At 62.6% G+C, this 23,656-nt stretch carries 22 protein-coding genes; 6 read left to right on the top strand and 16 right to left on the bottom strand.

Annotated features, from left to right (window positions below; translation table 11 throughout):
• Positions 1-113 precede the first annotated feature (113 nt).
• Both QD408_RS09740 and QD408_RS09745 read left to right on the top strand, forming a co-directional pair.
• On the top strand, positions 114-845 hold the full coding sequence (locus QD408_RS09740) for an AzlC family ABC transporter permease (RefSeq protein WP_414139161.1): 732 nt from the start codon (positions 114-116) through the stop codon (positions 843-845).
• 3 nt (positions 846-848) lie between these two features.
• Positions 849-1,157, top strand: a complete 309-nt coding sequence (locus tag QD408_RS09745) for an AzlD family protein (protein ID WP_414139162.1) — start codon at positions 849-851, stop codon at positions 1,155-1,157.
• Positions 1,158-1,192: 35 nt separating this feature from the next.
• On the opposite strand, the gene QD408_RS09750 is transcribed toward QD408_RS09745, so the two are convergent.
• The gene (locus QD408_RS09750; RefSeq protein ID WP_414139163.1) at positions 1,193-3,028 is read right to left on the bottom strand and encodes an aminopeptidase P family protein; all 1,836 of its coding nucleotides are present in this window, start codon (positions 3,026-3,028) and stop codon (positions 1,193-1,195) included.
• Between the two features lie 278 nt (positions 3,029-3,306).
• Here QD408_RS09750 and QD408_RS09755 point away from each other — a divergent pair, with 278 nt between their 5' ends.
• Positions 3,307-3,480, top strand: coding sequence for a hypothetical protein (locus tag QD408_RS09755; RefSeq protein WP_414139164.1), 174 nt, complete (start codon positions 3,307-3,309; stop codon positions 3,478-3,480).
• Between the two features lie 427 nt (positions 3,481-3,907).
• Here the strand turns inward: QD408_RS09755 and QD408_RS09760 are convergent, their stop codons facing one another.
• Positions 3,908-4,786, bottom strand: coding sequence for a 50S ribosomal protein L11 methyltransferase (locus QD408_RS09760; RefSeq protein WP_414139165.1), 879 nt, complete (start codon positions 4,784-4,786; stop codon positions 3,908-3,910).
• A 54-nt stretch (positions 4,787-4,840) separates the two neighbouring features.
• Positions 4,841-5,443 carry an SCO family protein gene (locus tag QD408_RS09765; protein WP_088681358.1) on the bottom strand — a complete coding sequence of 201 codons (603 nt, stop codon included), beginning with the start codon at positions 5,441-5,443 and terminating at the stop codon, positions 4,841-4,843.
• Between the two features lie 384 nt (positions 5,444-5,827).
• Between QD408_RS09765 and QD408_RS09770 the strand changes: the two genes are divergently transcribed.
• Entirely contained in the window at positions 5,828-7,792 is a 1,965-nt protein-coding gene (locus QD408_RS09770; protein ID WP_414139166.1) for a methyl-accepting chemotaxis protein, read from the top strand.
• A gap of 2 nt (positions 7,793-7,794) precedes the next feature.
• On the top strand, positions 7,795-8,265 hold the full coding sequence (locus tag QD408_RS09775) for a chemotaxis protein CheW (RefSeq protein ID WP_088681356.1): 471 nt from the start codon (positions 7,795-7,797) through the stop codon (positions 8,263-8,265).
• Between the two features lie 176 nt (positions 8,266-8,441).
• Here the strand turns inward: QD408_RS09775 and QD408_RS09780 are convergent, their stop codons facing one another.
• Together QD408_RS09780 and QD408_RS09785 are read right to left on the bottom strand one after the other, a co-directional pair.
• Entirely contained in the window at positions 8,442-8,933 is a 492-nt protein-coding gene (locus QD408_RS09780; protein ID WP_414139167.1) for a CreA family protein, read from the bottom strand.
• A gap of 78 nt (positions 8,934-9,011) precedes the next feature.
• A complete protein-coding gene (locus QD408_RS09785; RefSeq protein ID WP_414139168.1) occupies positions 9,012-9,602 on the bottom strand; it encodes a 3'-5' exonuclease in 591 nt (196 codons plus the stop codon).
• A gap of 273 nt (positions 9,603-9,875) precedes the next feature.
• On the opposite strand from QD408_RS09785, the gene QD408_RS09790 reads away from it, so the two are divergent.
• Complete coding sequence (locus QD408_RS09790; RefSeq protein ID WP_414139169.1) at positions 9,876-10,412, top strand: GNAT family N-acetyltransferase; 537 nt, start codon at positions 9,876-9,878, stop codon at positions 10,410-10,412.
• Here the strand turns inward: QD408_RS09790 and QD408_RS09795 are convergent.
• The 11 genes from QD408_RS09795 to QD408_RS09845 all read right to left on the bottom strand — a co-directional run bounded on the left by QD408_RS09795 (position 10,409) and on the right by QD408_RS09845 (position 23,323).
• A complete protein-coding gene (locus tag QD408_RS09795) occupies positions 10,409-10,786 on the bottom strand; it encodes a helix-turn-helix domain-containing protein (RefSeq protein WP_414139170.1) in 378 nt (125 codons plus the stop codon). The genes QD408_RS09790 and QD408_RS09795 overlap by 4 nt on opposite strands.
• A gap of 19 nt (positions 10,787-10,805) precedes the next feature.
• Entirely contained in the window at positions 10,806-12,962 is a 2,157-nt protein-coding gene (gene ligA / locus QD408_RS09800) for an NAD-dependent DNA ligase LigA (protein WP_414139171.1), read from the bottom strand.
• Positions 12,963-13,058: 96 nt separating this feature from the next.
• Positions 13,059-13,559 carry a GNAT family N-acetyltransferase gene (locus tag QD408_RS09805; RefSeq protein WP_414139172.1) on the bottom strand — a complete coding sequence of 167 codons (501 nt, stop codon included), beginning with the start codon at positions 13,557-13,559 and terminating at the stop codon, positions 13,059-13,061.
• Complete coding sequence (locus QD408_RS09810) at positions 13,556-13,843, bottom strand: DUF1778 domain-containing protein (RefSeq protein WP_088681349.1); 288 nt, start codon at positions 13,841-13,843, stop codon at positions 13,556-13,558. Before QD408_RS09810 ends, QD408_RS09805 begins: the two co-directional genes overlap by 4 nt.
• 503 nt (positions 13,844-14,346) lie before the next feature.
• Positions 14,347-16,020: a DNA repair protein RecN gene (recN, locus tag QD408_RS09815; protein ID WP_088681347.1), complete on the bottom strand. Its 1,674-nt coding sequence runs from the start codon at positions 16,018-16,020 to the stop codon at positions 14,347-14,349.
• 5 nt (positions 16,021-16,025) lie between these two features.
• A complete protein-coding gene (locus QD408_RS09820) occupies positions 16,026-16,895 on the bottom strand; it encodes an outer membrane protein assembly factor BamD (protein WP_190237397.1) in 870 nt (289 codons plus the stop codon).
• A gap of 261 nt (positions 16,896-17,156) precedes the next feature.
• Positions 17,157-18,113 (bottom strand): UDP-3-O-acyl-N-acetylglucosamine deacetylase, encoded by a 957-nt coding sequence (lpxC, locus tag QD408_RS09825; protein ID WP_414139173.1) that lies wholly within the window; start codon positions 18,111-18,113, stop codon positions 17,157-17,159.
• Positions 18,114-18,376: 263 nt separating this feature from the next.
• Positions 18,377-20,092 carry a cell division protein FtsZ gene (gene ftsZ, locus QD408_RS09830; RefSeq protein ID WP_088681344.1) on the bottom strand — a complete coding sequence of 572 codons (1,716 nt, stop codon included), beginning with the start codon at positions 20,090-20,092 and terminating at the stop codon, positions 18,377-18,379.
• Between the two features lie 56 nt (positions 20,093-20,148).
• Entirely contained in the window at positions 20,149-21,480 is a 1,332-nt protein-coding gene (ftsA, locus tag QD408_RS09835) for a cell division protein FtsA (RefSeq protein ID WP_064803798.1), read from the bottom strand.
• On the bottom strand, positions 21,477-22,409 hold the full coding sequence (locus tag QD408_RS09840; RefSeq protein ID WP_088681343.1) for a cell division protein FtsQ/DivIB: 933 nt from the start codon (positions 22,407-22,409) through the stop codon (positions 21,477-21,479). The genes ftsA and QD408_RS09840 overlap by 4 nt, the downstream gene beginning before the upstream one ends.
• Positions 22,397-23,323, bottom strand: coding sequence for a D-alanine--D-alanine ligase (locus tag QD408_RS09845; RefSeq protein WP_088681342.1), 927 nt, complete (start codon positions 23,321-23,323; stop codon positions 22,397-22,399). Before QD408_RS09845 ends, QD408_RS09840 begins: the two co-directional genes overlap by 13 nt.
• Between the last annotated feature and the right edge of the window lie 333 nt (positions 23,324-23,656).

The raw sequence follows: 23,656 nt of genomic DNA on the forward strand, positions 1-23,656 counted from the left end.
TGCGCTCAGGACGTTGATGCTTCAGCGAAATCGATTGGTCAATCAACGAAATTCAATTGCCGCGGCAAGCCGTAGATCATAAGGGAAAGCTGAATTTCCAACAGGACACCCACATGAATCGCGCCGACTTTGTTGAAGGTTTGCGGGGCGGCTCGGCCGTTGCGCTGGCATCGGCGCCCTTTGGCGCGCTCTTCGGGGCGCTGGCGGTCGAAAACGGCATGTCGCTTTCCGAAGCCGCCTTCATGAGCGCCACGGTCTATGCCGGCGCCAGCCAGATGGTCGGCATCGAACTCTTCGGCCACGATGTCCACGCCTGGCTGATCGTGCTGTCGATCCTCGCCGTCAATTTCCGCCACGTGCTCTATTCGGCGGCCTTGGCGCGCTACATCGGCCATTTCACCCCGGTGCAGAAATTCTTCACCTTCTTCCTGCTGGTCGATCCGCAATTTGCCGAAGCGGTGAAACGCTGCGAGTCCGGCCGCCGGCTTACCTTCGCCTGGTATTTCGGCTTCGGCATCATCATCTACATTCCCTGGGTGCTGATCAGCGTCGCCGGCGGCATGCTCGGCGGCTTCATCGGCGATCCCAAGGTGATCGGCCTCGATATCCTGCTGCCGGCCTATTTCCTCGGCATCGTCCTCGGCTTCCGCAAGCGCGACAATTTCCTGCCCGTGGCGCTCGTCAGCGCGGTGGCCTCCGTGCTCGCCTATCGCTATGTCGGCTCGCCTTGGCATGTCAGCCTGGGTGCGGCCGCCGGCATCGTGCTCGCCGCCCTGCTCCCATTGCCGCGGCAGGCGCCCGATCTCGAAGCCGACGCCCTTCAATCCGAAGTGCACGAGGTCTAAGCCATGGAATTCGATCTTCACATGGCGCTCGTCATCCTTGCCGCCGCAGCCGCCACCTTCGCCACCCGCATCGGCGGCTATATCCTGATCACCCGGATGAAGAGCATTCCCCCGCGCATGGAGGCGGCGCTGAATGCCGTGCCGGCGGCCGTGCTGACGACGCTGGTCGCCCCCGCCTTCTTCATCGGCGGCTGGGAATCGAAACTGGCGCTGATCGCCGCCCTCATCGTCGGTCTGCGCTTTTCCCATACATGGATGCTGGTCGCCGCCTGGATCATCGTGATGACCTGGCGCCACGCCGGCTGGTTCTGAGCACCGGCTGAAGGCCGGCGCCCAAACGCCCTTCTCTAATATTCGAGCGGCAGCGTCGCGTTTTCGAGCCATGCCCTGACGTCGTGATCATGGATCAGCGGCATCAGCGCCTCGCGCGTGCGGCGGTGATAGTCGTTGAACCAGTGCAGCTGGTCATGGGTCAGAAGCTCGGGGATGACGAGGCTGCGGTCGATCGGGCAGAAGGTCAGCGTCTCGAAGCCGAGCATGGCCATGTCGCCGCCGTCGATCTCCTCGGCCCCGCGCACATAGATCAGGTTCTCGATGCGGATGCCGAAGCTGCCCGGCCGGTAATAGCCCGGCTCGTTCGACAGGATCATGCCGGGCAGCAGTTCCTGCGTCGAAAGCCTGGAGATGCGCTGCGGCCCCTCATGCACCGAGAGATAGGAGCCGACGCCGTGGCCGGTGCCATGAGCGAAATCGGCCCCTGCCCGCCACAGCGCGATGCGCGCCAGCGGATCGAGGTCGCAGCCGCGCGTGCCCTTCGGGAAGCGCGCCGTGCTGATATCGATCATGCCCTTCAGAACAAGCGTGAAGAAGCGGCGATGCTCCTGCGAAACCGCGCCGATGCCGACGGTGCGGGTGATGTCGGTCGTGCCGTTGATATATTGCGCGCCGGAATCGATCAGGAAGAGTTCGCCGGCCTCGATCATCCGGTTGGTTTCGGTCGTCACGCGGTAATGCATGATCGCCGCATGTTCGCCGGCACCCGAAATCGTATCGAAGGAAATATCCTTCAGCGGGTTCTGCATGCTCTGGCCGACGCGGGCGCGCGCCGCTTCGAGACGCTCGGCCGCAGCGATCTCGCTCACCGTGCCGGGTTTTTCCTGCGACAGCCAATAGAGGAACTCCACCATCGCCGCCCCGTCCTGCAGATGGGCGGCCGCCGAGCCGTTGATCTCGACGTCGTTCTTCACCGCGCGCGGCAGCTTGGCGGGATCGGCCCCCTCCACCGCTTCGCCACCCGCCTTGCGGATGATTTCGGCAAGCGCGTAAGAAGCGATATCGGGATCGATCAGCACTCGCCCGCCGTCCCTGGAAACGGCGGCAAGCCTCTCCTCCAGCGCCGAGGGCGGCAGCTGCGTCGCGATCTGCGCGAGATAGGCCTCCGGCTCGATGCCGGTCTTGCGCTTGTCGAGGAAGAGTTCGGCGCGCCCGTCGGCATGGATGATGGCGCGCGCCAGCGGATGCGGCGTGTGCGGCACGTCGGCGCCGCGGATGTTGAAGGCCCAGGCGACCGACGAGGGATCGGCAATCAGCACCGCCGCAAGATTCTTCTTCGAAAGGCCGGCGGCAATCGTCGCGATCTTGTCGCTCGCCAGCACGCCGGCCTGGGCGACATTCTGGATGGTCACAGTGCCGAGCGGCTCGGCCGGCCTGTCGCTCCACAGCCGGTCGAGCGGGTTGTGCGGCAGGAAGACCAGCGTGCCGCCGATCTCCGCAAGCGCCCTTTCCAGGCGGCGAACCTCAGCACCGGAATGCAGCCACGGATCGATGCCGAGCCGCACCCCCCTGGCGCCGTTTGCGGCAAGCCACACATGCGGCGGCGCATTGACGAGATCGCCGCCCGAAAAGACCGAACCGTCGACCTGCTCGGCAAGCTGCGTCACATAGCGCCCGTCGACGAAGACGACCGCCTGCGTGCGCAGGATCAGCGCGATGCCCGCCGAACCCGTGAAGCCCGTCAGCCACGCCAGGCGCTCCGAGCATGCGGGAACATATTCGCCGTTGAATTCGTCGGCGCGCGGCACGAGGAAGGCGTCGATGCCGAGCGAATCGAAACCGGCGCGCAGCGCCGATACCCGATCCCTGCCGAATTGCGGCGTGGAGGTGACGTCGAAGGACTGGAACATGCTGGAAACCCGAATGGTTGAGACGAATCCGGTTAAGGGGATGGCCGCCATGTTAGCGAAATTTCAATCGATGGGGAGAAAAAGCGACAAAACGAGTCGAGACCGTTGAGCCCGCTCAATATTTTGACAGAACTGTGACGGCAAAAGTTAATTTGGCACGCTTTATGCATTTGCCGCATGGCTCCCATGAGCGAAACCCTCTGCCTCGGCGTTTCAGAATAGCTATATAGCAGCCATCGAACGGTTCGGACGAACCAGCAAACAAAGGATTTTTTGAAATGACCGCCTCTCTCTCGCGCTTCGCATACAGCAGCCCGGTGCAGGCTGGCGAACGCCAGACCGTGCGTCACATCATCGGCGCCCGCCGCCCGCAGAACGACGACAGCCTCAAGCTGCTCGGCGCCGGCCAGCGCGCCACGCGGCACAAGGGCGCTCCTAGCTACGCGTTCTGAGTCTGAAGGCCTGTCCGTCTCCTCCTCCCTCCCCGGACCGGCCTATTGGAATGCAGTAGAGCCCGCTCGAGCACTCCTCCTCCTTCGAGCTCGCGGGCATTGACCGGATAGACCGGTCCAAGGCGGTGCCATCGGCGCCGCCTTTTTGTTTTTGTGTTGAAGGCACCTTCTGATTTTTTGGACGGTGCCAAAAGCAGCTCTGTTCTATGGGGCGCGCAAACCTCTCCTCCCTCATTCCTGTGCTCGTCACAGGAATCCAGTGCGCCCAAGTCTTTGGGCGCGGGAGACTCTCTCCAGCGCGTATGGAGTCATTCACCGCGCGGACGCGCGGTGGCTGGATTCCTGTGACAGGCACAGGAATGAGGGAGAGGAGGAGAGGCCCGCCCTAAGGACAGCACACGTTTCAAGGCGAGTTTGAGCCTCGTAATCAAGCCCGATCCAAATGGATCGTCACCCAACCATTCCGCCAGATCGTCCTGACGTGGCGAAGCCTTGCGCCGCTATAGGCGGCGATCACCTTCCAGCGCTGCGCGGCCAGAATCCCCGAAAGGATCACCGAACCACCCGGCGCAAGATGGGCCGCAAGCTGCGGCGCCATGCGGATCAGTGGCCGGGCGAGGATGTTGGCGATGATGAGATCGAAGGGACCGTGCTCGGAAAAGGCGGTCGAATGAAAGCCGGGCGCAGTCCTCACGACGATGCCCGACGCAATGCCGTTGCGGCGCACATTCTCGGCCGCGACCTTCGTCGCCACCGGATCGATGTCTGTAGCCAGCACCGGAATGTTCCTGAGTTTGCGCACCGCGATCGCCAGCACGCCGCTGCCGGTGCCGAGATCGAGCGCGTTGCGGACCCGGCGCGAGCGCACCACGGCGTCGATCACTTCAAGGCAGCCGGCCGTCGTGCCGTGATGGCCGGTGCCGAAGGCCTGGCCGGCGTCGATCTCGATGGCGATGTCGCCGGAGCGGACCTTGTCGCGGTCATGCGATCCATGCACGAGGAAGCGCCCTGCCCTGACGGGCTTCAGCCCTTCCAGCGATTTCACCACCCAGTCGACATCGGGAATGACTTCGCGCTGAAGGCGGGCATCGGGAAAGGCGATCTCCAGCGCCGCCTCGACGCGGGAGCGCACTTCCGCCTCGTCCTCGGCCATCATATAGACCGAGGCCTCCCAGATATCCTTCTTCTCATCGACCTCGGTGGTGCCGATAGCAAAGTCTTCTTCGCCGAAGACCTCGCTCAGGAGATCGAGGATCCGTTCGGCCTCGCTTTCGGTGGTGGACACGTAAAGGCGGATTTCACTCACGATAGGCGGTCTTTCCCGTTTCCATTGCCCGCCGCCGGCCGGGCCAGCGCCCGATCACCCTTTGCTGGCGAGATTCTCCAGCTTCTTTATCGCCGTGTCGGGGTTTTCGCCATAGGCGATCGTTCCGGAAAAACGCCCGGCCGAATCGAGCAGGAAGACGGAGGCGGTGTGATCCATCGTGTAGTCGCCGTTCGGGTCCTTCTCGTCGACCGGCACCTTCTTGGCGTAGACACGATAGCCTTTGATGACCTCGGCGATCTTGTCCGGCGGGCCTGAAATGCCGGTGATGCGCTTGGAAACGTTGGAGACGTACTCGTTCATGATCTCGGGCGTGTCGCGCTCGGGATCGACGGTGACGAAATAGGCCTGCAGCTTGGTGCCGTCCGGATCGACCTTCTGCATCCAGCCGTCCAGCTCGAAGAGGGTCGTAGGGCAGACTTCGGGGCAATGGGTGAAGCCGAAGAACAGCGCCGTCGGCTTGCCGCGCAGCGCCTGCTCGGTGATCGGCTGACCGCTCTGGGAGACCAGGGTGAATGGCACGCCGAAGGCTGCCTCCGACACGGCGTCCCGCGATTTCATGGGATAAAGCGTCAAAAAGCCGAGAGCCCCGGCGAGGACCACCACGGCGACCCAGATGACGATGCGGAATGTCTTCATTGGCATGAACCTCGATCCGGGCGGATATGCGCCGCCCACCCCTTGCGCGTTTCGCGTGATTATAGTCTCGGCCGGATGCACGCAATTCAAGAATATGTTTTCTGACCCGTGATTTATTGTCTCACCGGATCAGGCCGAAAATCGCCGCGCCGCTTTTGACATGAATCAAAAAACCTCGTGTTTTGAATGTTTTATCTCAAGCCGAACAGGTAATGGCGAGACACATATCGTTAGGAAAGACTTAAGCCGTCATATCTATATTTAACAGTGCGTGCGGCCCTATCGTGCCGTTCTGACATGATGTCTGCCGAGTGGCGAAAACCCCGGACGTCCGCATGAGGGTAGGAAAGCACAAACCCGAGCGGTTTGTGGAGGGGTCTTTTTATGACGAATTCAGCAGTGCGCAAGAGCCTGTCGGTCAGCCAGCGGCTCTGGACGCTCGGCGCAGCCGCCTTCCTCGGCTTCGGAACGATGCTCGGCGTCGGCTGGTATGAAAACGCGCGCGTCGACGCCGGCCTGCGTCGCGCCAGCGAGATCCAGGCGAGCGTCGACCGCATCGACGACATGCGGCTTGCGAACCTCACCCTGGTGCTGGCCGCGATGGATACGATCGTCGACAAGGACGACAAGGCGGTACAGCCGGAGCGCATCAAGCTGATGGCCGATTCGCTCGCCACGCTTTCCAACGGCTCGAAAGACATACATCTGCTTGCCGGCGAGATGAATAACGCCGAGCTGCTGAAGAGTTACGATAGCGACGTCGCCGCAATGGGCAAGGCGATCCAGGTCGATCTCGTCGCGCTGGTTCAGCAGGGCGCGTCCGACCCCGAATTCGACAAGATCGACGATACGATTGACGGCGCCGGCGAAGAGCTGACCAATACGCTCGACAAGCTTGCGGCAAACGGCGCGGCCTTCGCCAATCAGCACGTCCAGGCCGCCAATGCCATAGCGCAAGGCGCCCTCTACCTGCAGATCGGGCTCGGTATCCTCGCCATCCTCACCATGGCCGTCCTGCAATATGTCCATGGCGGCTCGATCCGCCGCGGCATCGCAGCCGTCAGCGAAAGCATGCAGCGCATCATGAGCGGCGATCTTGCCAGCAACGTTGCGGAAAAGACCCGCGGCGACGAGATCGGCGAAATGGCCCGCGCCGCCGATGCCTTCCGCCTTGCCGCAATCGAGAAGCGTGACCTCGAGGCGCAGAACCAGAGCGACAGGCAGCGCAGCGACGCGGAGCACCATGCCCGCGAAGCCGCCAAGCTCGCCGACGCCGAAGCGCTCAACGCCGCCGTCACCGCCCTCGGCGCCGGCCTCACCCGTCTGTCGGGCGGCGACGTGACCGTGACGATAGAGCAGCCTTTCCGCGAAGAGCTCGACCGCCTGCGCCTGGACTTCAACCAGACGACCGCGACGCTGCGCAAGGCGATGAGTGACATTGCTGTCAATAGCAGTTCGATCGAAGCCAACAGCCGCCAGATGCGCGCCGCCGCCGACGATCTCGCCAAGCGCACGGAACAGCAGGCCGCCTCCCTGGAGGAGACCTCCGCCGCCCTCGACCAGATCACCGCCACCGTCCGCAACGCCACCAGCCGCGCCGAGGAAGTCGGCCACATGGTCTCGCACACCCGGCAGAATACCGCCAAGTCCGACATCGTCGTCGGCGATGCGATGGCAGCGATGCAGCGAATCGAAGGCGCTTCCCGCGAGATCGGCAAGATCATCAACGTCATCGACGAGATCGCCTTCCAGACGAACCTGCTCGCGCTCAACGCCGGCGTCGAGGCCGCGCGTGCCGGCGAAGCCGGCAAGGGTTTTGCCGTCGTCGCCCAGGAAGTGCGTGAACTTGCCGGCCGCGCCGCGGGCGCTGCCAAGGATATCAAGGCTTTGATCGGAAAATCCGGCGATGAGGTGAAGACCGGCGGCGAGCTGGTGACGGCCGCCGGTGAAGCCCTTCGCCAGATCGGCGAAGATGTTCTGCGCATCGACGAACACGTTAAATCAATTGTAACCTCTGCGCGCGAACAATCGGTTGGATTGAACGAAATCAATACTTCGATCAGCCAGATGGATCAGGTCACGCAGAAGAACGCGGCCATGGTGGAAGAGACGAATGCCGCAAGCCATACGCTCGCCATCGACGCGGAAAATCTGACGCAGCTGGTCAAGCAGTTCAAAATCGGCGAGGGCATGAGCGCCCGGCAAACGCCGCGAGAGGCAACCGCCGCCTCGCATTCGAGACCTTCTCCCGCACGCAGCCTGATCGGCAAAGTCGCGGGCGCATTCAACGGCGGTTCTGCCGCCAAAGCCATCGCCGCTCCCGTCGGGGACAACTGGGAAGAATTCTGATCATGAACAACAACAATGCCATCAAGCAGTCGGGCTCTTATCTCGAAATCGTTTCGTTCCACCTGGGCGATCAGGAATTCTGCATCGACATCATGGCCATCCGCGAAATCCGCGGCTGGGCGCCGGTGACGCCGATGCCGCACACCCCGCCCTACGTTCTCGGCCTCATCAACCTGCGTGGCGCGGTCATCCCCGTCATCGACATGGCCTGCCGTCTCGGCATGAAGATGACCGAGCCTTCCGAGCGCTCGGCGATCATCGTCACCGACATCGCCGGCAAGCTGGTCGGTCTGCTGGTCGAGCAGGTTTCCGACATGATGACCATCAAGAGCGAAGACCTGCAGCCGCCGCCGGAAATCATCCCGGAAGCCCAGCGCGCCTTCTGCCGCGGCATCGTCGCGCTGGAGAAGACCATGGTCTGCTTCCTCAACCTCGACACGGTCATCGCCGACGAGCTGTCGCAGGCTGCTTGATATTCTCTACACTGATGTTGGAAGGCCCGGCTCGTCCGGGCCTTTTTTGTTTGATGTCGAGAGCATGGTTTCCGACTTTACGCAAAAACCCCTCCCCAAACCCGTCCGGGGTCGAGCCACGGGTCTCGACCCCGGACGGGTTTGGGGCGGGGTCTTTTATGATGAGAACCCCACCCTTACGGCTTCCCATTCTTCCAAGTCACATTCTGCCCATAGAGCGGAATGGTCGAAATCGACATCTTCGCCGAGCCATCCGTCAGTTCCCTGGAATGGGCAAGATAGATCAGCGTGTCGTTGGTCTTGTCGTAGATGCGGTTGACGACCAGCGTCTTCCAGATCAGCGACATGCCCTGGCGGAATACTTCGCTGCCATCCTTGGAGAGGTCGATATTGCCGATCTCGATCGGCCCCGTCTGCCGGCAGGCGATGGAATTGTTGGAGGGATCTTCGAACCAGTTGCCGTTCTTGAACCGGTCGATCAGGCTGCGGTCGAAATAGGTGACGTGGCAGGTGACGCCCTTGACTTCGGGATCTGAGACCGCCTCGACGATGATGTCGTTGCCGATCCAGTCGACCCCGACCTTGCCAACGACTTCGGCCGAGGCGGTACCTGCGGAGATGGCGGCGAAAGAAAAGGCGACGAGAAAAAACGTGCTGAGCTTGGACATGGCGGCTCCCTGGATGATCCGCATTCTAGATAAGCATGCACCCATGCTTTGCAAGAAATCGCGAGGGCGTCGCGGCGCTCAAGCCTTCCGGCAGGTGCAGGGCGCATAACCCCGCGCCGTCAGCCGCCCCGGCGTCATGCCGATCAGCGCCGGAATCGCCTCCACGGCTTTCGCCTTGACCGCCTTCGCCATCTCGATGGCCGCAGCCGCGCAGACCGCTGCATCTTCGGCGGCGTTGTGGTGCATGAAGCGCAGGCCGAGATGCTCGGCGATCAGGTTCAGCCGGTGCGAGAGGAAATGCGGCCATATCCGCTGCGCCATTTTCAGGCTGCAGAGATAGGTGAGCTCGGGATAGGATTGCCGGTAGAGATCGAGGCTCGACCGCCAGACGCTGAAATCGAAGGCGGCATTATGCGCGATCATCGTCGCGCCCCTGAAATCGTCGTGGAACTCGTCCATCACTTCGGGAAATTCAGGCGCATCCTCGACATGCTCCGGCCGGATGCCGTGGATCGCGATATTCATCCCGGAAAAGCGCATCTGCTTCGGTCGGATCAAGCGTTCCTCGACCCGCGTCACCTGCCCGTCCTCGATCCAGGCAAGCCCAACCGAACAGGCGCTGCCGCGCTGCTCGTTGGCTGTCTCGAAATCGATGGCGATGGTCTTCAACGGCAAAATCCGAATCGTCTGCCCTACCGGAATAATCTGAGCCGCAGGCGAAGGCAAATTCCGACCTGTTGACATCTGCACGCAAATGGGGAAACTTCCACGCATGATCAACTCTGTGACATCGACCATGCATCATATCGCCACGACCCTTCCAGGGCACGCGGGAGCGATGGTGCGTCACTAGCCGTTCGATCATCCCGAGAACCCTGCCGAGGCGAGCAGGGTTTTCGAAAAAGCCGGCTCTCCTCCCCTGAAACCCAAGGAGGCCACCCCATGTCTGAAAACGAAGAGAATGAACCCCGCGACCGAGCGCGCCTGCCGAATGGCGTCGTCGTGCGCGCCGTGCGTCTTTCCGACGCCGAGGAGATCACCGATCTCATCAACCTGCCGGGCTATCGCGCCGGCACCCTGCGGCCGCCGTACCAGCGGGTCGAGGAAGTCCGCAAGAACATGGAAAATCCCTCGCCGGGCGCGCTCAACCTCGTCGTCACCCTGGATGGCAAGATCGTCGGCAATTGCGGCCTCAACCGCCTCGGCGGCCGCCGGCAGCACGTCGCCAGCATCGGCATGGGCGTGCATGACGATTTCACCGGCCGCGGTTTCGGCCGTATCTTGCTTGGCGCCATGGTCGACGCCGCCGACGACTGGCTCGACGTCAAGCGGCTGGAACTGACCGTCTACACCGACAATGAGGCCGCGATCGCCCTCTACGAAAAATTCGGTTTCGAGAAGGAAGGGCTTCTGCGCGCATTCGGCTATCGGGCCGGAGAGTATGTCGACGCCTATACGATGGCGCGGCTGAGGGCTTAAGCGACGGCCAGGCGATAAGGCTTGACGAGGCATTCGGCGGGAACGCCCCATGCCTCGTTGAGCTTGAAAATCATATCGACCGTCAAAGCACGCTTGCGGTGCAGGATTTCCGAGGCGCGGGAGCGCGAACCCAGGACCTCGCCGAGGTCAGTTTGACTGCGGCCGGTCATCTCCATGAAGGCATGCAGGAAATCGACCGGCTCCAGTTCGATTGTGGGGAAATGCCGGTTTTCATAGGCTTCGATAAGATCGGAGAGCACGTCGAACCTGTCCGCATCAGCCGAGCCTTGCAGCGGCGGATTGTCGAAATACGGAGCGACTTCTCCAAGCGCCCATTCCAAATCGCCAGCGCTTTTGATCGGCCTTATGTCCATTACACCGTCTCCGGATCAATCACCCGCCAATCAACGCCAGCCACTCGTCCTCGTCCATCGTCTGGACGCCGAGTTCGCGGGCCTTGTCGAGCTTGGAGCCGGCACCAGGGCCGGCGACGACGATGTCTGTTTTCTTCGACACCGATCCCGCCACCTTGGCACCGAGGCTTTCGGCCCTCGCCTTCGCCTCGTCGCGCGTGAATTTTTCGAGTGAGCCGGTGAAGACCACGGTCTTGCCGGCGACGGGGCTGCCTGATGTAACCGGCTGTTCGGCCTCCGCGGGCGTCACCTCGTCGAGCAGGCGGCCGATCACCTCGATATTGCGCGGCTCCTTGTAGAACTCGACCATGGCACGCGCCACGACCTCGCCGATGCCCTCGATGGCGTTGAGATCGTTCCAGGCGTCACCGGAAAGCGGTGCGGCCTCCTCCATCGCGGCCGCAAAGGCCCCATAGGTGCCGTAGGAGCGCGCCAAGAGCTTCGCCGTGGTCTCGCCGACATGGCGGATGCCGAGCGCATAGATGAAGCGGTGGAGCGCGATGCTGCGCCGCTCGTTGATCGCCGCATAGAGCTTGCCGACGCTGACCTTGCCGAAGCCGTCGATATTCTCCAGCTTGGTGAGCGATGGCTGCTGGCGCTTCTCCAGCGTGAAAATCTCCGGCGCCGTGCGGATCTGCAGCGACGGGTCCTCGTTTTCGAAGAAGAAGTCGATCTGCTTCGAGCCGAGCCCCTCGATATCGAAGGCGTTGCGCGAAACAAAGTGCTTCAGGTGCTCCGTCGCCTGCGCACGGCAGATGAAGCCGCCGGTGCAGCGGCGCACCGAATCCATCTTGCCGGTCTTCTCGTTGACCTCGCGCACGGCATGCGAACCGCAGACCGGGCATGTCTTCGGAAATTCATAGGGCTTCGCCTCGGCGAGGCGCTTTTCCATCACCACGTCGAGGATCTGCGGAATGACGTCGCCGGCGCGCTGGACGATGACGGTATCGCCCTCGCGGATATCATGCTCCTCCGGCCGGATGCGTTCGCCGCTATTGCCGATGCCCCTGATGTAATCCTCATTGTGCAGCGTCGCATTGGTGACGACGACGCCGCCGACCGTGATCGGTTTCAGGCGCGCCACCGGCGTCAGCGCCCCGGTGCGGCCGACCTGGATCTCGATCTTCTCGACCTCGGTGAAGGCCTGTTCGGCCGGGAATTTATGCGCCGTCGCCCAGCGGGGGCTACGCGAGCGGAAGCCGAGGCGCTGCTGCAGTTCCAGACTGTCGACCTTGTAGACGACGCCGTCGATATCGTAATCGAGATCCGGGCGTTTCAGGCCGATCTCGTCGTAATGGGCCAGGATGTCGGCAACCGAGTTCAGTCGCTTCATCAGCGGATTGACCGGGAAGCCCCAGTCCTTGAAGGTCTGCACCATGGCAAATTGCGTATCGGCCGGCATCTCGGACATCTCGCCCCAGGCATAGGCGAAGAATTTCAGCTTGCGGCTCGCCGTCACCTTGGCGTCGAGCTGGCGCAGCGATCCGGCCGCCGTGTTGCGCGGATTGACATAGGTCTGCTTGCCCTCCGCCTCCATCTGCCGGTTCAGCGCCAGGAAATCGCTCTTGGCCATATAGACCTCGCCGCGGATCTCGACGACCGCGGGAACGCCCTTCGGCAGTTGGCCCGGAATTTCGGCGATGGTGCGGATATTGGCCGTGACGTTTTCCCCCGTCGTGCCGTCGCCGCGCGTGGCAGCCGTCGTCAGCCTGCCGTTCTCGTAGCGGATCGACATCGAAAGGCCGTCGATTTTCGGCTCTGCGGTAAAGGCGATCGATTGGTCCGGCAGCCGGCCGAGGAAGCGATAGACGCCGGCAACGAAATCCTGCACGTCCTCCTGCGAAAACGTGTTGTCGAGCGACAGCATCGGCCGCGCATGAACGACGGGCGAGAAGGTGACGGAAGGCGCCGCCCCCACCCGCCGCGACGGGCTGTCCTCACGGATCAGTTCCGGAAACCGCGCCTCCAGCGCATCGTTGCGGCGCTTCAGCCCATCGTAATCGGCATCCGAAATCTCCGGCCGGTCCTTGCCGTGATAGAGCGCATCGTGATGCGCGATCTCCCTCGCCAGCCGCTCGAGCTCGGCGGCAGCCTCTTCGATCGTCAACGTGTCGATGGCGGAACCTTCGGTGGACATGGAACATCACTCCAGAGAATCTGGCCAGAAACTGCATTGTTTTTAGAGCAAAATCGACGGATGAAAAGAGAGGCTGCGCGATCGACTTACGGGAGATCAGAGTGATTTCGCCACGGTCGCCAGCGAGAGGAAAAGCTGCAACGGTTTCGTTTCGAAAGCGATGAATCCGAAATGCCGATAGAAGGCGGCGGCCTGCTCGTCTTTCGCGTCCACGGCCAAAGCAAAAACGCCCAATTCCGAACGCAGGGCACGATTTGCGGCGTCCCATAGCAGTGCCGCGCCAAGTCGCCTGCCCTGAAAATCCTTGTCGATCGCCAGCCGTCCGATCCGTGCAACGGGAATGGCTGGATAAGGCGGAAGCCGACGGGCCTTGTCTTCCGGAATATCCTTCAGCGCCACGTCTCCGGCTGAAAGCGTATAATATCCGGCGATACGGGAGGAACCCTCCGGAGAGGCGACATAACAAAGGGCGGCGCGGCGTTCGATATCTTGCCCCGCCTGCTCTTTCAAATAGCGATCCAGAACGAATACGCCGCAAGCAAAGCTCTTTCGATCATGCCCGGAATTCAACGCTTCGATTGTGAACTGCACCGTCACTGCGCTTTCAGGATCAGCGCGTCATGGGCAGCCTTGGCGCGCTTGAGGGCCTCCGCAGGCTCCGGCGGATCGAGCAGCATGTCGACAAAACGCGCCTGATCCTCGATCGACAGACGGATAAGCTGGTTTTCCTCAATCGTCCGCCGCGCCGCGTCCTGTGCCGCAGAGACGACGAAATCGCTGAGGCTGCGGCCCTCCATCTCGGCCGCTCGCTTGACGATCGCCAACGCCTCGGGACTGATGCGAGCTTCCAATCGGGTCGTGCGGCTGTTTTGCTGCGGCATCAGTTTTCTCCTTGCTCAGGATTGTACGGCGAAACACCGGACAAATGCAAGAAGGCTGCGAGGGGGAGAACAAAGGAAAGGGCATGCCGTGTGGCACCCCCCTCTGGCCTGCCGGCCATCTCCCCCACAGGTGGGGAGATTGGCTGGGCGCACTGGCTTCCCCAAACAACGACCGCAGAGTTATTCGATACAGCAGAGAGGGACGGATGATCCAACCTCTTGCCGATCTCCACCCTTGTGGGGGAGATGCCCGGCAGGGCAGAGGGGGTAGCCCCACGGAATGTTTGTCACCGTTGCATGTATAGAATGCCGGATCTCAGCATCGGACGAGCTCGCCTACCTCTCCTCCTCATTCCTGTGCCCGTCACAGGAATCCAGCCACCGCGCGTCTGCGCGGTGAATAGCTCATGGGAGATCAAAAGTTTCCCGCGTCCAAGGACTTGGACGCACTGGATTCCTGTGACAAGCACAGGAATGAGGGAAATCGGGGTCGGCCGCAGCAATCACCCATTACCCGCCAGCAGCCGCTTCGCCGCTGCCCTCGCCTCCTCCGTCACCGAGGCGCCGGCGAGCATGCGGGCGATCTCCTCGGTCCGGTCCTTGTGCGCCATCGTCGCGACGCGCGTGGCGATCTTTTCGGAGCCTTCGGCCGCCGGCCCCTTGGAGATCAGCAGGTGCGTCGCCGCCCTTGCCGCCACCTGCGGCGCGTGCGTGACCGAGAGAACCTGCACCCGGTCGGACAGGCGCTTCAGCCGCTGGCCGATCGCATCGGCCACCGCGCCGCCGACGCCGGTGTCGATTTCGTCGAAGACGAGCGTCGGGGCCGAGCCGCGATCCGCGAGCGCCACTTTCAGCGCCAGCAGGAAACGCGAGAGTTCGCCGCCGGAGGCGACCTTCATGATCGAGCCCGGACGCGTGCCGGGATTGGTCTGGACGTGAAACTCGACGACGTCGATGCCTTCGGCGAGCGCCTCTCCGGCATCCGTGGTGATTTCCACCATGAACCGGGCGCGTTCGAGCTTCAGCGCCGGCAGTTCGGCCATGACGGCCGCAGCCAGCGCCGTACCAGCGTGATGGCGCTTCTCCGACAGCGAGCGTGCCGCCGCATCGTAATTTTCCCGCGCCTGCCCGACCTCGGCTTCGAGCCGGGAAAGCTTCTCCTCGCCCGCATCGAGATCGGCGAGATCGGCGATCATGCGCACGGCAAGCGCCGGCAGCTCGGTGACGGGAACGGAATATTTGCGCGAGGCGGCCCTGAGCGCAAAAAGCCGCTCCTCCACCCGCTCCAGCTCGCGCGGATCATATTCGGTCTTGCGCAGCGCCGCTTCGACTTCCATCTGCGCGTTGGAAAGCTGGTCAAGGGCTGCATCGAGCAGCGCCACGGTCTCTTCGAGCAGTCCCGGCGCCTCGTGGCTCTTGCGCTCCAGCCGGCGCACCAGCGAGGCGATGTGCGGCACCGGCGAGGCATTGCCGTTCAGGAATTCGGACGCTTCGGCGATATCGCCGGCGATCCGTTCGGCCTTCATCATCTTCTGCCGGCGGTCGGCGAGCTCGTCCTCCTCGCCGTCCTGCGGCGAGAGCTTTTCCAGCTCCTCGACGGAGGCGCGGAGATAATCGGCTTCGCGCGCCGCGCTTTCCACCTTCTCCCGGTGCTTCTTCAGCGTCCGCTCGCTGTCGCGCCACAGGCGGTAAAGCCGGGCGACCTCGGCAACCTCGTCGGTAAGGCCGGCGAAGGCATCGAGCAAGGTTCGGTGGGCGTTCGTATCGACAAGGGCGCGGTCGTCGTGCTGGCCGTGGATTTCGACCAGCATCTGGCCGGCCTGGCGCATCAGCTGCACGCTGACGGGCTGATCGTTGACATAGGCCTTGGTGCGTCCGTCCGCCGATTGCTGGCGGCGGAAGATCAGATCGCCCTCGTCGTCGATGCCGTTTTCACGCAGCAGCGCACGGGCGCCGTGGTCCATGCCGACGTCGAACACCGCCGTCACCTGGCCCTTGTCCTCGCCATGGCGCACCAAGCCGCCATCGCCGCGCCCACCGAGCGCCAGCGAGAGGCTGTCGAGCAGGATGGATTTGCCCGCCCCGGTCTCGCCCGTCAGCACGGAAAGACCGGTCTCGAAGGCAAGATCCAGCCGCTCGATCAGGACGATATCGCGGATCGAAAGCTGGATCAGCATTGGTTTTATGAACCGAGCAGGAGTTTCTTGCCTGCCGCAGCGATCCACGAGCCCTTATTCTCTCGCGGCTCGGCGCCGCCGGTCTGCAGCAGCTTGTAGGAATCGGCGTACCACTGGCTGTCGGGATAATTGTGGCCGAGAACGGCGGCCGCCGTCTGCGCCTCGTCGACGATGCCCATGGCGTAATAGGCCTCGACCAGACGCGCGAGCGCCTCTTCGATCTGGTTGGTGTTCGGATATTTCTCGACGACGATGCGGAAACGCGAGATCGCGGCCAGATATTCCTTCCGCTCCATATAGTAGCGGCCGATCTGCATTTCCTTGCCGGCCAGCTGGTCGCGCGCGAAGCGCATCTTGGCCTGCGCGTCATCGACATATTCGGAGTTCGGATAATTGTCGACGACGGCCTGCATCGCTTCGATCGTCTTGGCGGAGGCGCGCTGGTCCTGCGTCACGTCGACGATCTGCTTGGAATAGGTGAGACCGATGAGATACTGCACATAGGCAGCATCCTGGGATTTCGGATATTGCGCCATGTAGCGGTTGCCGGAGGCGAGCGCATCGTCGAGGCGGCCCTGGCGATATTTGACGAAGGTGCTCATGACGAGCGCCTTGCGCGCCCATTCGGAGAACGGGTTCTCGCGGTCGATCGCGTCGAACTTGCGCGCCGCTTCCGCCATGTTGCCGGCCTTCATGTTGGCGAGGCCCTGATTGTAGAGCACGTCTGGCGGATCGGTCTCGAGGCCGAGCTTGGTGATATCGATATCGGGGTCCGACTGGCAGCCCGAGATAGCGGCGCCTGCGCTGAGCACCAGAAGCGATGCGAACAAAGCACGCGCTGTCTTCATCATACCTTCAGATCCTGCATAAGCCATTCAAAAGAACCCCACTGCCGCCGCTCGCTCCACGGCAGCCACGCCTCGCTGGCGTTTCTAGCCACAAATGTGCATCAAGAGCAACGCAATGATAAGGCATTAACGCATTTTTGTGGCGGCAGCCGCCGGAATGACCGGCTTTTCATCTTCTTTCCAACCTGTTGCAGCTACGCATCGGCAAGAAAGCCCATCACGCCAGACCGGCATAAAAAAACCGCCTCCTGGGAGAGAGGCGGCCTGGTCTCAATCATATGCTGGAGGTCATGCCGACCAGGGAGCGAATTCCGAAGCGCTGACCGCGATCATCTCGCGGGCGGCGACGCGCTGACGCGGCGTCGACGTCTCCACAACCTCGTAGGCGGTGGGATCGCTGAGCAGCGCCTTCAGCGCATTGGCGTTCATCTTGTGGCCGCCGCGATAGGAACGATAGCAGCCGATGAACTGGACACCGGCAAGCGCCAGATCGCCGACGGCATCGAGCGTCTTGTGGCGGACGAATTCGTCCTTGGCGTAACGCAGCCCCTCGACGTTGATGACGGTGTTGTCGTCCGAGATGACGACCGAGTTTTCGAGCGAGGAGCCGAGCGCGTGGCCCGATGCCCAGAGACGCTCGACATCACGCATGAAGCCGAAGGTGCGGGCGCGGGAGAGTTCGGCCTTGAAGACGGAGGCCCTCATGTCGCCGGCCCATTTCTGACGGCCGATCAGCGGGCATTCGAAATCGATCTCGACCTCGAATCGCGTGCCGTCATAGGGACGGAATTCGCTCCAGGAGCCGCCATGCTCGATCCGCACCGGCTTGGTGATGCGGATATAGCGGCGCTTGACGCCGAGAGAGACGAGGCCGGCCTGCTCGATCGCTTCGACGAAGGGCAGCGAGCTGCCGTCCATGATCGGCATTTCGGCGCCATGCACTTCGATCATCACATTGTCGAGACCCAGCGCATAGATGGCGGCCATGACATGTTCGACCGTCGCGACAGAATGGGCGGGAGAGAAGCCGAGCACGGTGCAGAGGTCGGTATTGCCGACCTGCGAGGAGACGGCCTTGAGTTCGGTGACGTCACCATTGGCGTGCAGGCGCTGGAAAACGACGCCGGTATCCGATTCGGCCGGGTTCAGGGTGATCGAAACATCAGCGCCCGAATGGACACCGATGCCCGAGAGCGTCACGGGACGCGATACCGTCGTTTGAAAACCCAGCAAGCCAATTGCCATAAAAATTCTGCCTTTATTTTTCCGCTCCAGCGGTTGGTGCCACGGCGCGGTTATCATTCATTCTGCAGAAGGAGCTTTGTCCAGAGGACTCCTAGGGCAGTTTCCTTGCACCATACTTACGTGCGCCGGCGCTCCAATCCAAATCACTGTTTCTTTCGTTTTGTTACGAAGTCACACGATTGAATTCGCTCGGAAATTCCGGGCTGAAAAACGCAAATGCCCGGGACCTGAATCCCGGGCATGAACAGTGTCGAATCGAAGCCTCAGTTCGACTGGCGGCGCAGGAATGCCGGGATTTCCAGCTGGTCGTCTTCCTGCATCATGCGAGCCTGCGGAACCGCGCGGCCCTGGTCGTCGAGATTGCCGCGACGCGGTGCGTAGAGGCTTGCTTCCGGCGACAGCGGACGACGCTGCTGCGAAGCGGCCGACGGCGCGGCCGTCATGTCGGCGGCAACGGCGTCGTCATCGCGGCGGCCGAGCGAATTGGTGATTCGCTTGAGCAGGCCCATCGGACCGCGCTCTTCCTGCTGATGCGCCGAAGCCGGCTGCGTGCGATGGTCGAGTTCGGCCTGAACGACAGGCGGGAAATCCTCGACCTTCGGCATGCGCATCGGTTCGGGCGCCTGGCGGATGATCGGCTCCTGCCGGACTGCCTGGGGCTGAACCGGCTGCTGCTGCACCGGCTGGCTCATGACGGGAGCCGGAGCCGGCTGGACCGGTGCCGGACGCATGACCGGAGCTTCTTGCGCAGGCGCGAAAATCTTGCTCTGCGGACGGAAGACTTCCTGCTGTACGGCGGGCTGCTGGACGGGGGCGCTGGCACGCGGGGCCGGAATTTCGAGCTCGCGTTCCATCTCGGCTTCGCGGATGGTCTGCGCGATCGGATCGATGGCCTTCGGCGCCTGCATCACGGGGGCAGGCTGAACTGCGGCCGCTGCCGGAGCAACAGCCGCCGAGGGACGGATAGCGGGCTTTGCAACCGGCTGGAAGCTGCGCTCGGCGGCTTCGCTGATCGCCCGGTCGATGCCGGTCGCGACGACCGAGACGCGGATGATGCCTTCGAGCGATTCGTCGAACGTGGCGCCGAGGATGATGTTGGCGTCCGGATCGACTTCTTCGCGGATGCGGGTCGCAGCTTCGTCGACTTCGAAGAGGGTGAGGTCGCGACCGCCGGTGATGGAGATCAGCAGGCCTTGAGCGCCCTTCATCGAGGTTTCGTCGAGCAGCGGGTTGGCGATTGCCGCTTCGGCTGCCTGCAGTGCGCGGCCGGAGCCGGAGGCTTCGCCGGTGCCCATCATCGCGCGGCCCATCTCACGCATCACCGAGCGGACGTCGGCGAAGTCGAGGTTGATGAGGCCTTCCTTCACCATCAGGTCGGTGATGCAGGCAACGCCCGAATAGAGAACCTGGTCGGCCATGGCGAAAGCGTCGGCGAAGGTCGTCTTGTCGTTGGCAATGCGGAAGAGGTTCTGGTTCGGAATGACGATCAGCGTGTCGACAGACTTCTGCAGTTCCTGGATGCCCATCTCGGCCAGACGCATGCGGCGTCCGCCTTCGAAATGGAACGGCTTGGTGACGACGCCGACCGTCAGGATGCCCTTGTTGCGGGCGGCTTGCGCCACGACAGGAGCAGCACCCGTGCCGGTGCCGCCGCCCATGCCGGCGGTGACGAAGCACATATGCGTGCCGTTCAGGTGATCGATGATCTCGTCGATGCACTCTTCGGCGGCCGCGCGGCCGACTTCCGGCTGCGAGCCGGCGCCGAGGCCTTCGGTGACGTTGGCGCCGAGCTGGATGATGCGCTCGGCCTTCGTCATCGTCAGCGCCTGCGCATCCGTGTTGGCAACGACGAAGTCGACGCCCTGGAGGCCTGCGGTGATCATGTTGTTGACGGCGTTGCCGCCGCCGCCGCCGACGCCGAACACGGTGATGCGCGGCTTCAGCTCTGTGATGTCAGGCTTTTGCAGCTTGATGGTCATGGTACCTGTTCCTTCTCTCTCTGGCCGCATCGCCACGCCGGCCAATTACGCAAATTTCAGAAGCTTTCCTTCAGCCACTGGCCCATGCGGGCTATGCGGCTGTTATTTCCCCCAAGCGACATGAGCAGACCGCTCTGTGACGCATGTGTCTCCATGTCCGCGACCTGCGGATAGATCATCAGGCCGACGGCCGTCGAAAAGGCCGGACCCTTGGCCGCCGTCGGCAGTCCCGAGACGCCCATCGGGCGGCCGATGCGGACGTTGCGGGCAAGAATGCGCCGCGCCACCTCGGCAAGGCCGGTCAGCTGGCTCGCGCCGCCCGTCAGAACGACGCGTTTGCCGACGATCGGGCTGAAGCCGGAGCGCTGGATGCGGTCGCGGATCAGTTCCATCGTCTCTTCGATACGCGCCGAGACGATGCGCGAAACCAGCGCCCGCGGCACTTGCGACGGCTGGTCGCGATCGTCCTCGCCGATCGGCGGGATCGAGATCAGTTCGCGCTCGTCGGAGGAATTCAGAAGTGCGGAGGCATGCACGACCTTCAGCCGCTCCGCATCCTCGATGCGGGTGGAAAGGCCGCGCGCCAGATCGGTGGTGACATGATGGCCGCCGAGACCGACGGCATCGGTATGAACGAGCTTGCCTTCGGCGAAAACCGAGATCGTCGTCGTGCCGCCGCCCATGTCGATCGCAGCGCAGCCGAGCTCGACCTCGTCATCGACGAGAGCGGCAAGGCCCGATGCATAAGGCGTCGCGACGATGCCTTCGACCGACAAATGCGCGCGGTTGACGCTGAGTTCGAGGTTCTTCAGCGCCGAGCGCTCCGCGGTCACGACATGCATGTCGACGCCGAGCGCGTCGCCGTACATGGCAAGCGGATCGCGGATGCCGCGCTCGCCGTCGAGCGAGAAGCCGGTCGCCAGCGAATGCAGCACCGAGCGGTCCTGGCGCAGCGACTGCTGGCAGGCGGCCGACAATACCTTCTTCAGGTCGTTGAGTTCGACTTCCTGGCCGCCGAGATCGATCGTCGCGGTATAGATGTCGCTGCCGAGGCGGCCGGCCGTCAGGTTGACGATCAGGCTTTCGACGGTCAGCCCCGCCATGCGCTCGGCCGCATCGACGGCAAGACGGATGACGCCTTCCAGCGCGTCGAGATCGGCGATGACGCCGGTCTTGATGCCGCGCGAGCGCTGATGGCCGATACCGATGATCTCGATATTGTGCGTGCGGCCCGGCAGGATCTGGCTTTCCTCGCGCGGCGTCAGCCGGCCGATCATGCAGACGACCTTGGTCGAGCCGATGTCGAGCACCGAAACGACATGTGACCGCTTCGACGAAAGCGGCTTCAGGCGCGGCAATCCGAAATGGGATGAACCGAACAAGCTCATATATTCTGCCCCGACTTCTTCAATTCCTTCGTACGCTCCGTCACTGCCGCCTGCCTGCGGACCGCCGCTTCCGGCGTCAGCTGGATCGCGGTCCTGTCGGGCAGCCTCAGATCGACGGCAGCGATGTCGCGCTCCAGGAGCTGATGCTGTTTGTCGAACTTCGAAAGCGTCGCCAACGCCTGATCGATGCCGTCTTCCGGCAGCTTGACGATGACGCCGTTATCCATGTGCAGGTCCCAGCGACGGCCCGATATCCAGACATAGGCCTTCACGCGGGCCTTCACGTCGGGCCACTTCGAGAAGGCGTCGTCGAGCGAAGCCGCTGCGGTTTCGGCGTCGCGGCCGACGACCAGCGGCAGCGCCGAAAACTTGTTGTCGCGCAGCGGCGCAATGACGCTGCCGTTCTTCTCGATCAACGAAAGCTCCTGCCCGTGCTGCCAGATCGCATAGGCCTGGCGCTCCTTGAGCTTCACCTCGATCGTCTTCGGATAGATCTTGCGGACCTCGACACTCTCCACCCAGGGAAGATGCGCGATCTTCCGGCGGGCGGCATCGACATCGAGCGCGACCAGCGAGGTCGTGCCGTCGAGGCCGATCAGTTGCAGGATCTCGATTTCGGAGGTTTCCGAATTGCCGGAGACCTTCACGTCTTCAATCGCAAAACCCGCAGCCGTCGTCGTCGCCTGCGCGACGGCTTCCGTATGACCGCCGAGCGACATGCCGTAGAGGCCGGTCGCAGCCAGGAAGGCGAGCGCCGACACCGTGCCCGTATGGGCGGGAATGTAGATGCGGCCGCTGCCGAGGCTGATCAGGAAGCGCGTGACGCGGCGCAGCGGGCGCGGCAGGACGAACCGCTCTTCGGCTTCCATGACCGGAAGCACGGCATGATGGCTGGGACGCCCTATCCTCTTGACCGTCAACGCAAACAAGACGCGTCCTCCACCATCCACCGGAGAAACTCACCAAAGGAATAGCCGGCATGACCGGCCATTTCGGGCACGAGCGAGGTTGGAGTCATGCCGGGCTGGGTATTGACCTCCAGCCAGATGATTTCGCCGTCTTCGGAGAAACGATCGTCGTAACGAAAGTCGGACCGACTGACGCCGCGGCAACCGATTGCCTGATGCGCCCTTAGGGCCAATGTTTGTATTTTTTGGTAAATATTCGGTGAAATTTTCGCCGGGATGACGTGTTTTGAACCGCCTGCGGCATACTTGGAATCGTAATCATAAAAATTGTGTCCCTGCGGCACCACTTCCGTGACGCCGAGCGCGACATCGCCCATGACGCCGCAGGTCAGCTCGCGGCCGTAAACATAGCGCTCGACCAGCACCTCCTCGCCGTAGCGCCATTCGGGGGAACTGACGACCTGGGGCGGATGCGTCTGATCTTCCGTGACGATGACGACGCCGAAGCTCGATCCCTCGCGCACCGGCTTCACAACGTAAGGAGGCTTCATCGGATGGGTCGACGGAAAGGCAAAACGGTTGATCACCTGCGATTCGGCGACCGGAATGCCGGCTGCCGCGGCCACACGCTTCGCCTTGCTCTTGTCCATCGCCAGAGCCGAGGCAAGCACGCCCGAATGCGTATAGGGGATCTCCAGATATTCAAGGATGCCCTGGATGGTGCCGTCCTCGCCGAACGGCCCATGAAGCGCGTTGAAGACGACATCGGGTTTCAACGCGGCAAGCTTCTCGGAAACATCGCGGGCAACGTCAATCACCGTCACCTTGAAGCCTTCGGCTTCGAGGGCTTCTGCGCAAGCCTTTCCCGAAGAAAGGCTGACGGGCCTTTCCGAGGAAAATCCGCCCATCAGGACAGCGACATGCTTGCGACTCATCAACACCCCCAAAAATAACTTCCACTTTTAAAACCGACGCTTGCGCGAAGCTGTCTGCGCCGTTTCAGGCCTTTGTCCGGCCTTGCATGCATTAGAGCATCATTATGGTTAATGAAGTGTTTACTTTCGTTAACTCTTTCCCCGAAACTTGGCGCCCCTTTACCTTTTGCTCATCGTGCGGCCATCCCCTCGCCATCCGAAAACGAACCCGAGCGGAAACGAAAAACACCATGGATTCAACGGCATATCCAACCGCGCTCACCCGCGATGGAATCAGCCGGGGGAATCGGATGCCATCTCTCCGCCGGATACCGGCAACAGTGAGGCGGAAGC

Origin of the sequence: Rhizobium sp. BR 249 (genome assembly GCF_047445895.1) — a bacterium.
Taxonomy (GTDB): Bacteria; Pseudomonadota; Alphaproteobacteria; order Rhizobiales; family Rhizobiaceae; genus Rhizobium.

What these genes read in the sequence shown, in the direction of transcription:
- QD408_RS09740 (WP_414139161.1), top strand. Translation starts at nt 114, where the DNA reads ATGAATCGCGCCGACTTTGTTGAAGGTTTGCGGGGCGGCTCGGCCGTT.
- QD408_RS09770 (WP_414139166.1), top strand. Translation starts at nt 5,828, where the DNA reads ATGACGAATTCAGCAGTGCGCAAGAGCCTGTCGGTCAGCCAGCGGCTC.
- ftsZ (WP_088681344.1), bottom strand. Translation starts at nt 20,092, where the DNA reads ATGACCATCAAGCTGCAAAAGCCTGACATCACAGAGCTGAAGCCGCGC.
- QD408_RS09775 (WP_088681356.1), top strand. Translation starts at nt 7,795, where the DNA reads ATGAACAACAACAATGCCATCAAGCAGTCGGGCTCTTATCTCGAAATC.
- QD408_RS09795 (WP_414139170.1), bottom strand. Translation starts at nt 10,786, where the DNA reads ATGGACATAAGGCCGATCAAAAGCGCTGGCGATTTGGAATGGGCGCTT.
- QD408_RS09755 (WP_414139164.1), top strand. Translation starts at nt 3,307, where the DNA reads ATGACCGCCTCTCTCTCGCGCTTCGCATACAGCAGCCCGGTGCAGGCT.
- ftsA (WP_064803798.1), bottom strand. Translation starts at nt 21,480, where the DNA reads ATGAGCTTGTTCGGTTCATCCCATTTCGGATTGCCGCGCCTGAAGCCG.
- QD408_RS09750 (WP_414139163.1), bottom strand. Translation starts at nt 3,028, where the DNA reads ATGTTCCAGTCCTTCGACGTCACCTCCACGCCGCAATTCGGCAGGGAT.
- QD408_RS09765 (WP_088681358.1), bottom strand. Translation starts at nt 5,443, where the DNA reads ATGAAGACATTCCGCATCGTCATCTGGGTCGCCGTGGTGGTCCTCGCC.
- QD408_RS09745 (WP_414139162.1), top strand. Translation starts at nt 849, where the DNA reads ATGGAATTCGATCTTCACATGGCGCTCGTCATCCTTGCCGCCGCAGCC.
- QD408_RS09845 (WP_088681342.1), bottom strand. Translation starts at nt 23,323, where the DNA reads ATGAGTCGCAAGCATGTCGCTGTCCTGATGGGCGGATTTTCCTCGGAA.
- QD408_RS09780 (WP_414139167.1), bottom strand. Translation starts at nt 8,933, where the DNA reads ATGTCCAAGCTCAGCACGTTTTTTCTCGTCGCCTTTTCTTTCGCCGCC.
- lpxC (WP_414139173.1), bottom strand. Translation starts at nt 18,113, where the DNA reads ATGGCAATTGGCTTGCTGGGTTTTCAAACGACGGTATCGCGTCCCGTG.
- QD408_RS09790 (WP_414139169.1), top strand. Translation starts at nt 9,876, where the DNA reads ATGTCTGAAAACGAAGAGAATGAACCCCGCGACCGAGCGCGCCTGCCG.
- recN (WP_088681347.1), bottom strand. Translation starts at nt 16,020, where the DNA reads ATGCTGATCCAGCTTTCGATCCGCGATATCGTCCTGATCGAGCGGCTG.
- QD408_RS09820 (WP_190237397.1), bottom strand. Translation starts at nt 16,895, where the DNA reads ATGGCTTATGCAGGATCTGAAGGTATGATGAAGACAGCGCGTGCTTTG.
- ligA (WP_414139171.1), bottom strand. Translation starts at nt 12,962, where the DNA reads ATGTCCACCGAAGGTTCCGCCATCGACACGTTGACGATCGAAGAGGCT.
- QD408_RS09810 (WP_088681349.1), bottom strand. Translation starts at nt 13,843, where the DNA reads ATGCCGCAGCAAAACAGCCGCACGACCCGATTGGAAGCTCGCATCAGT.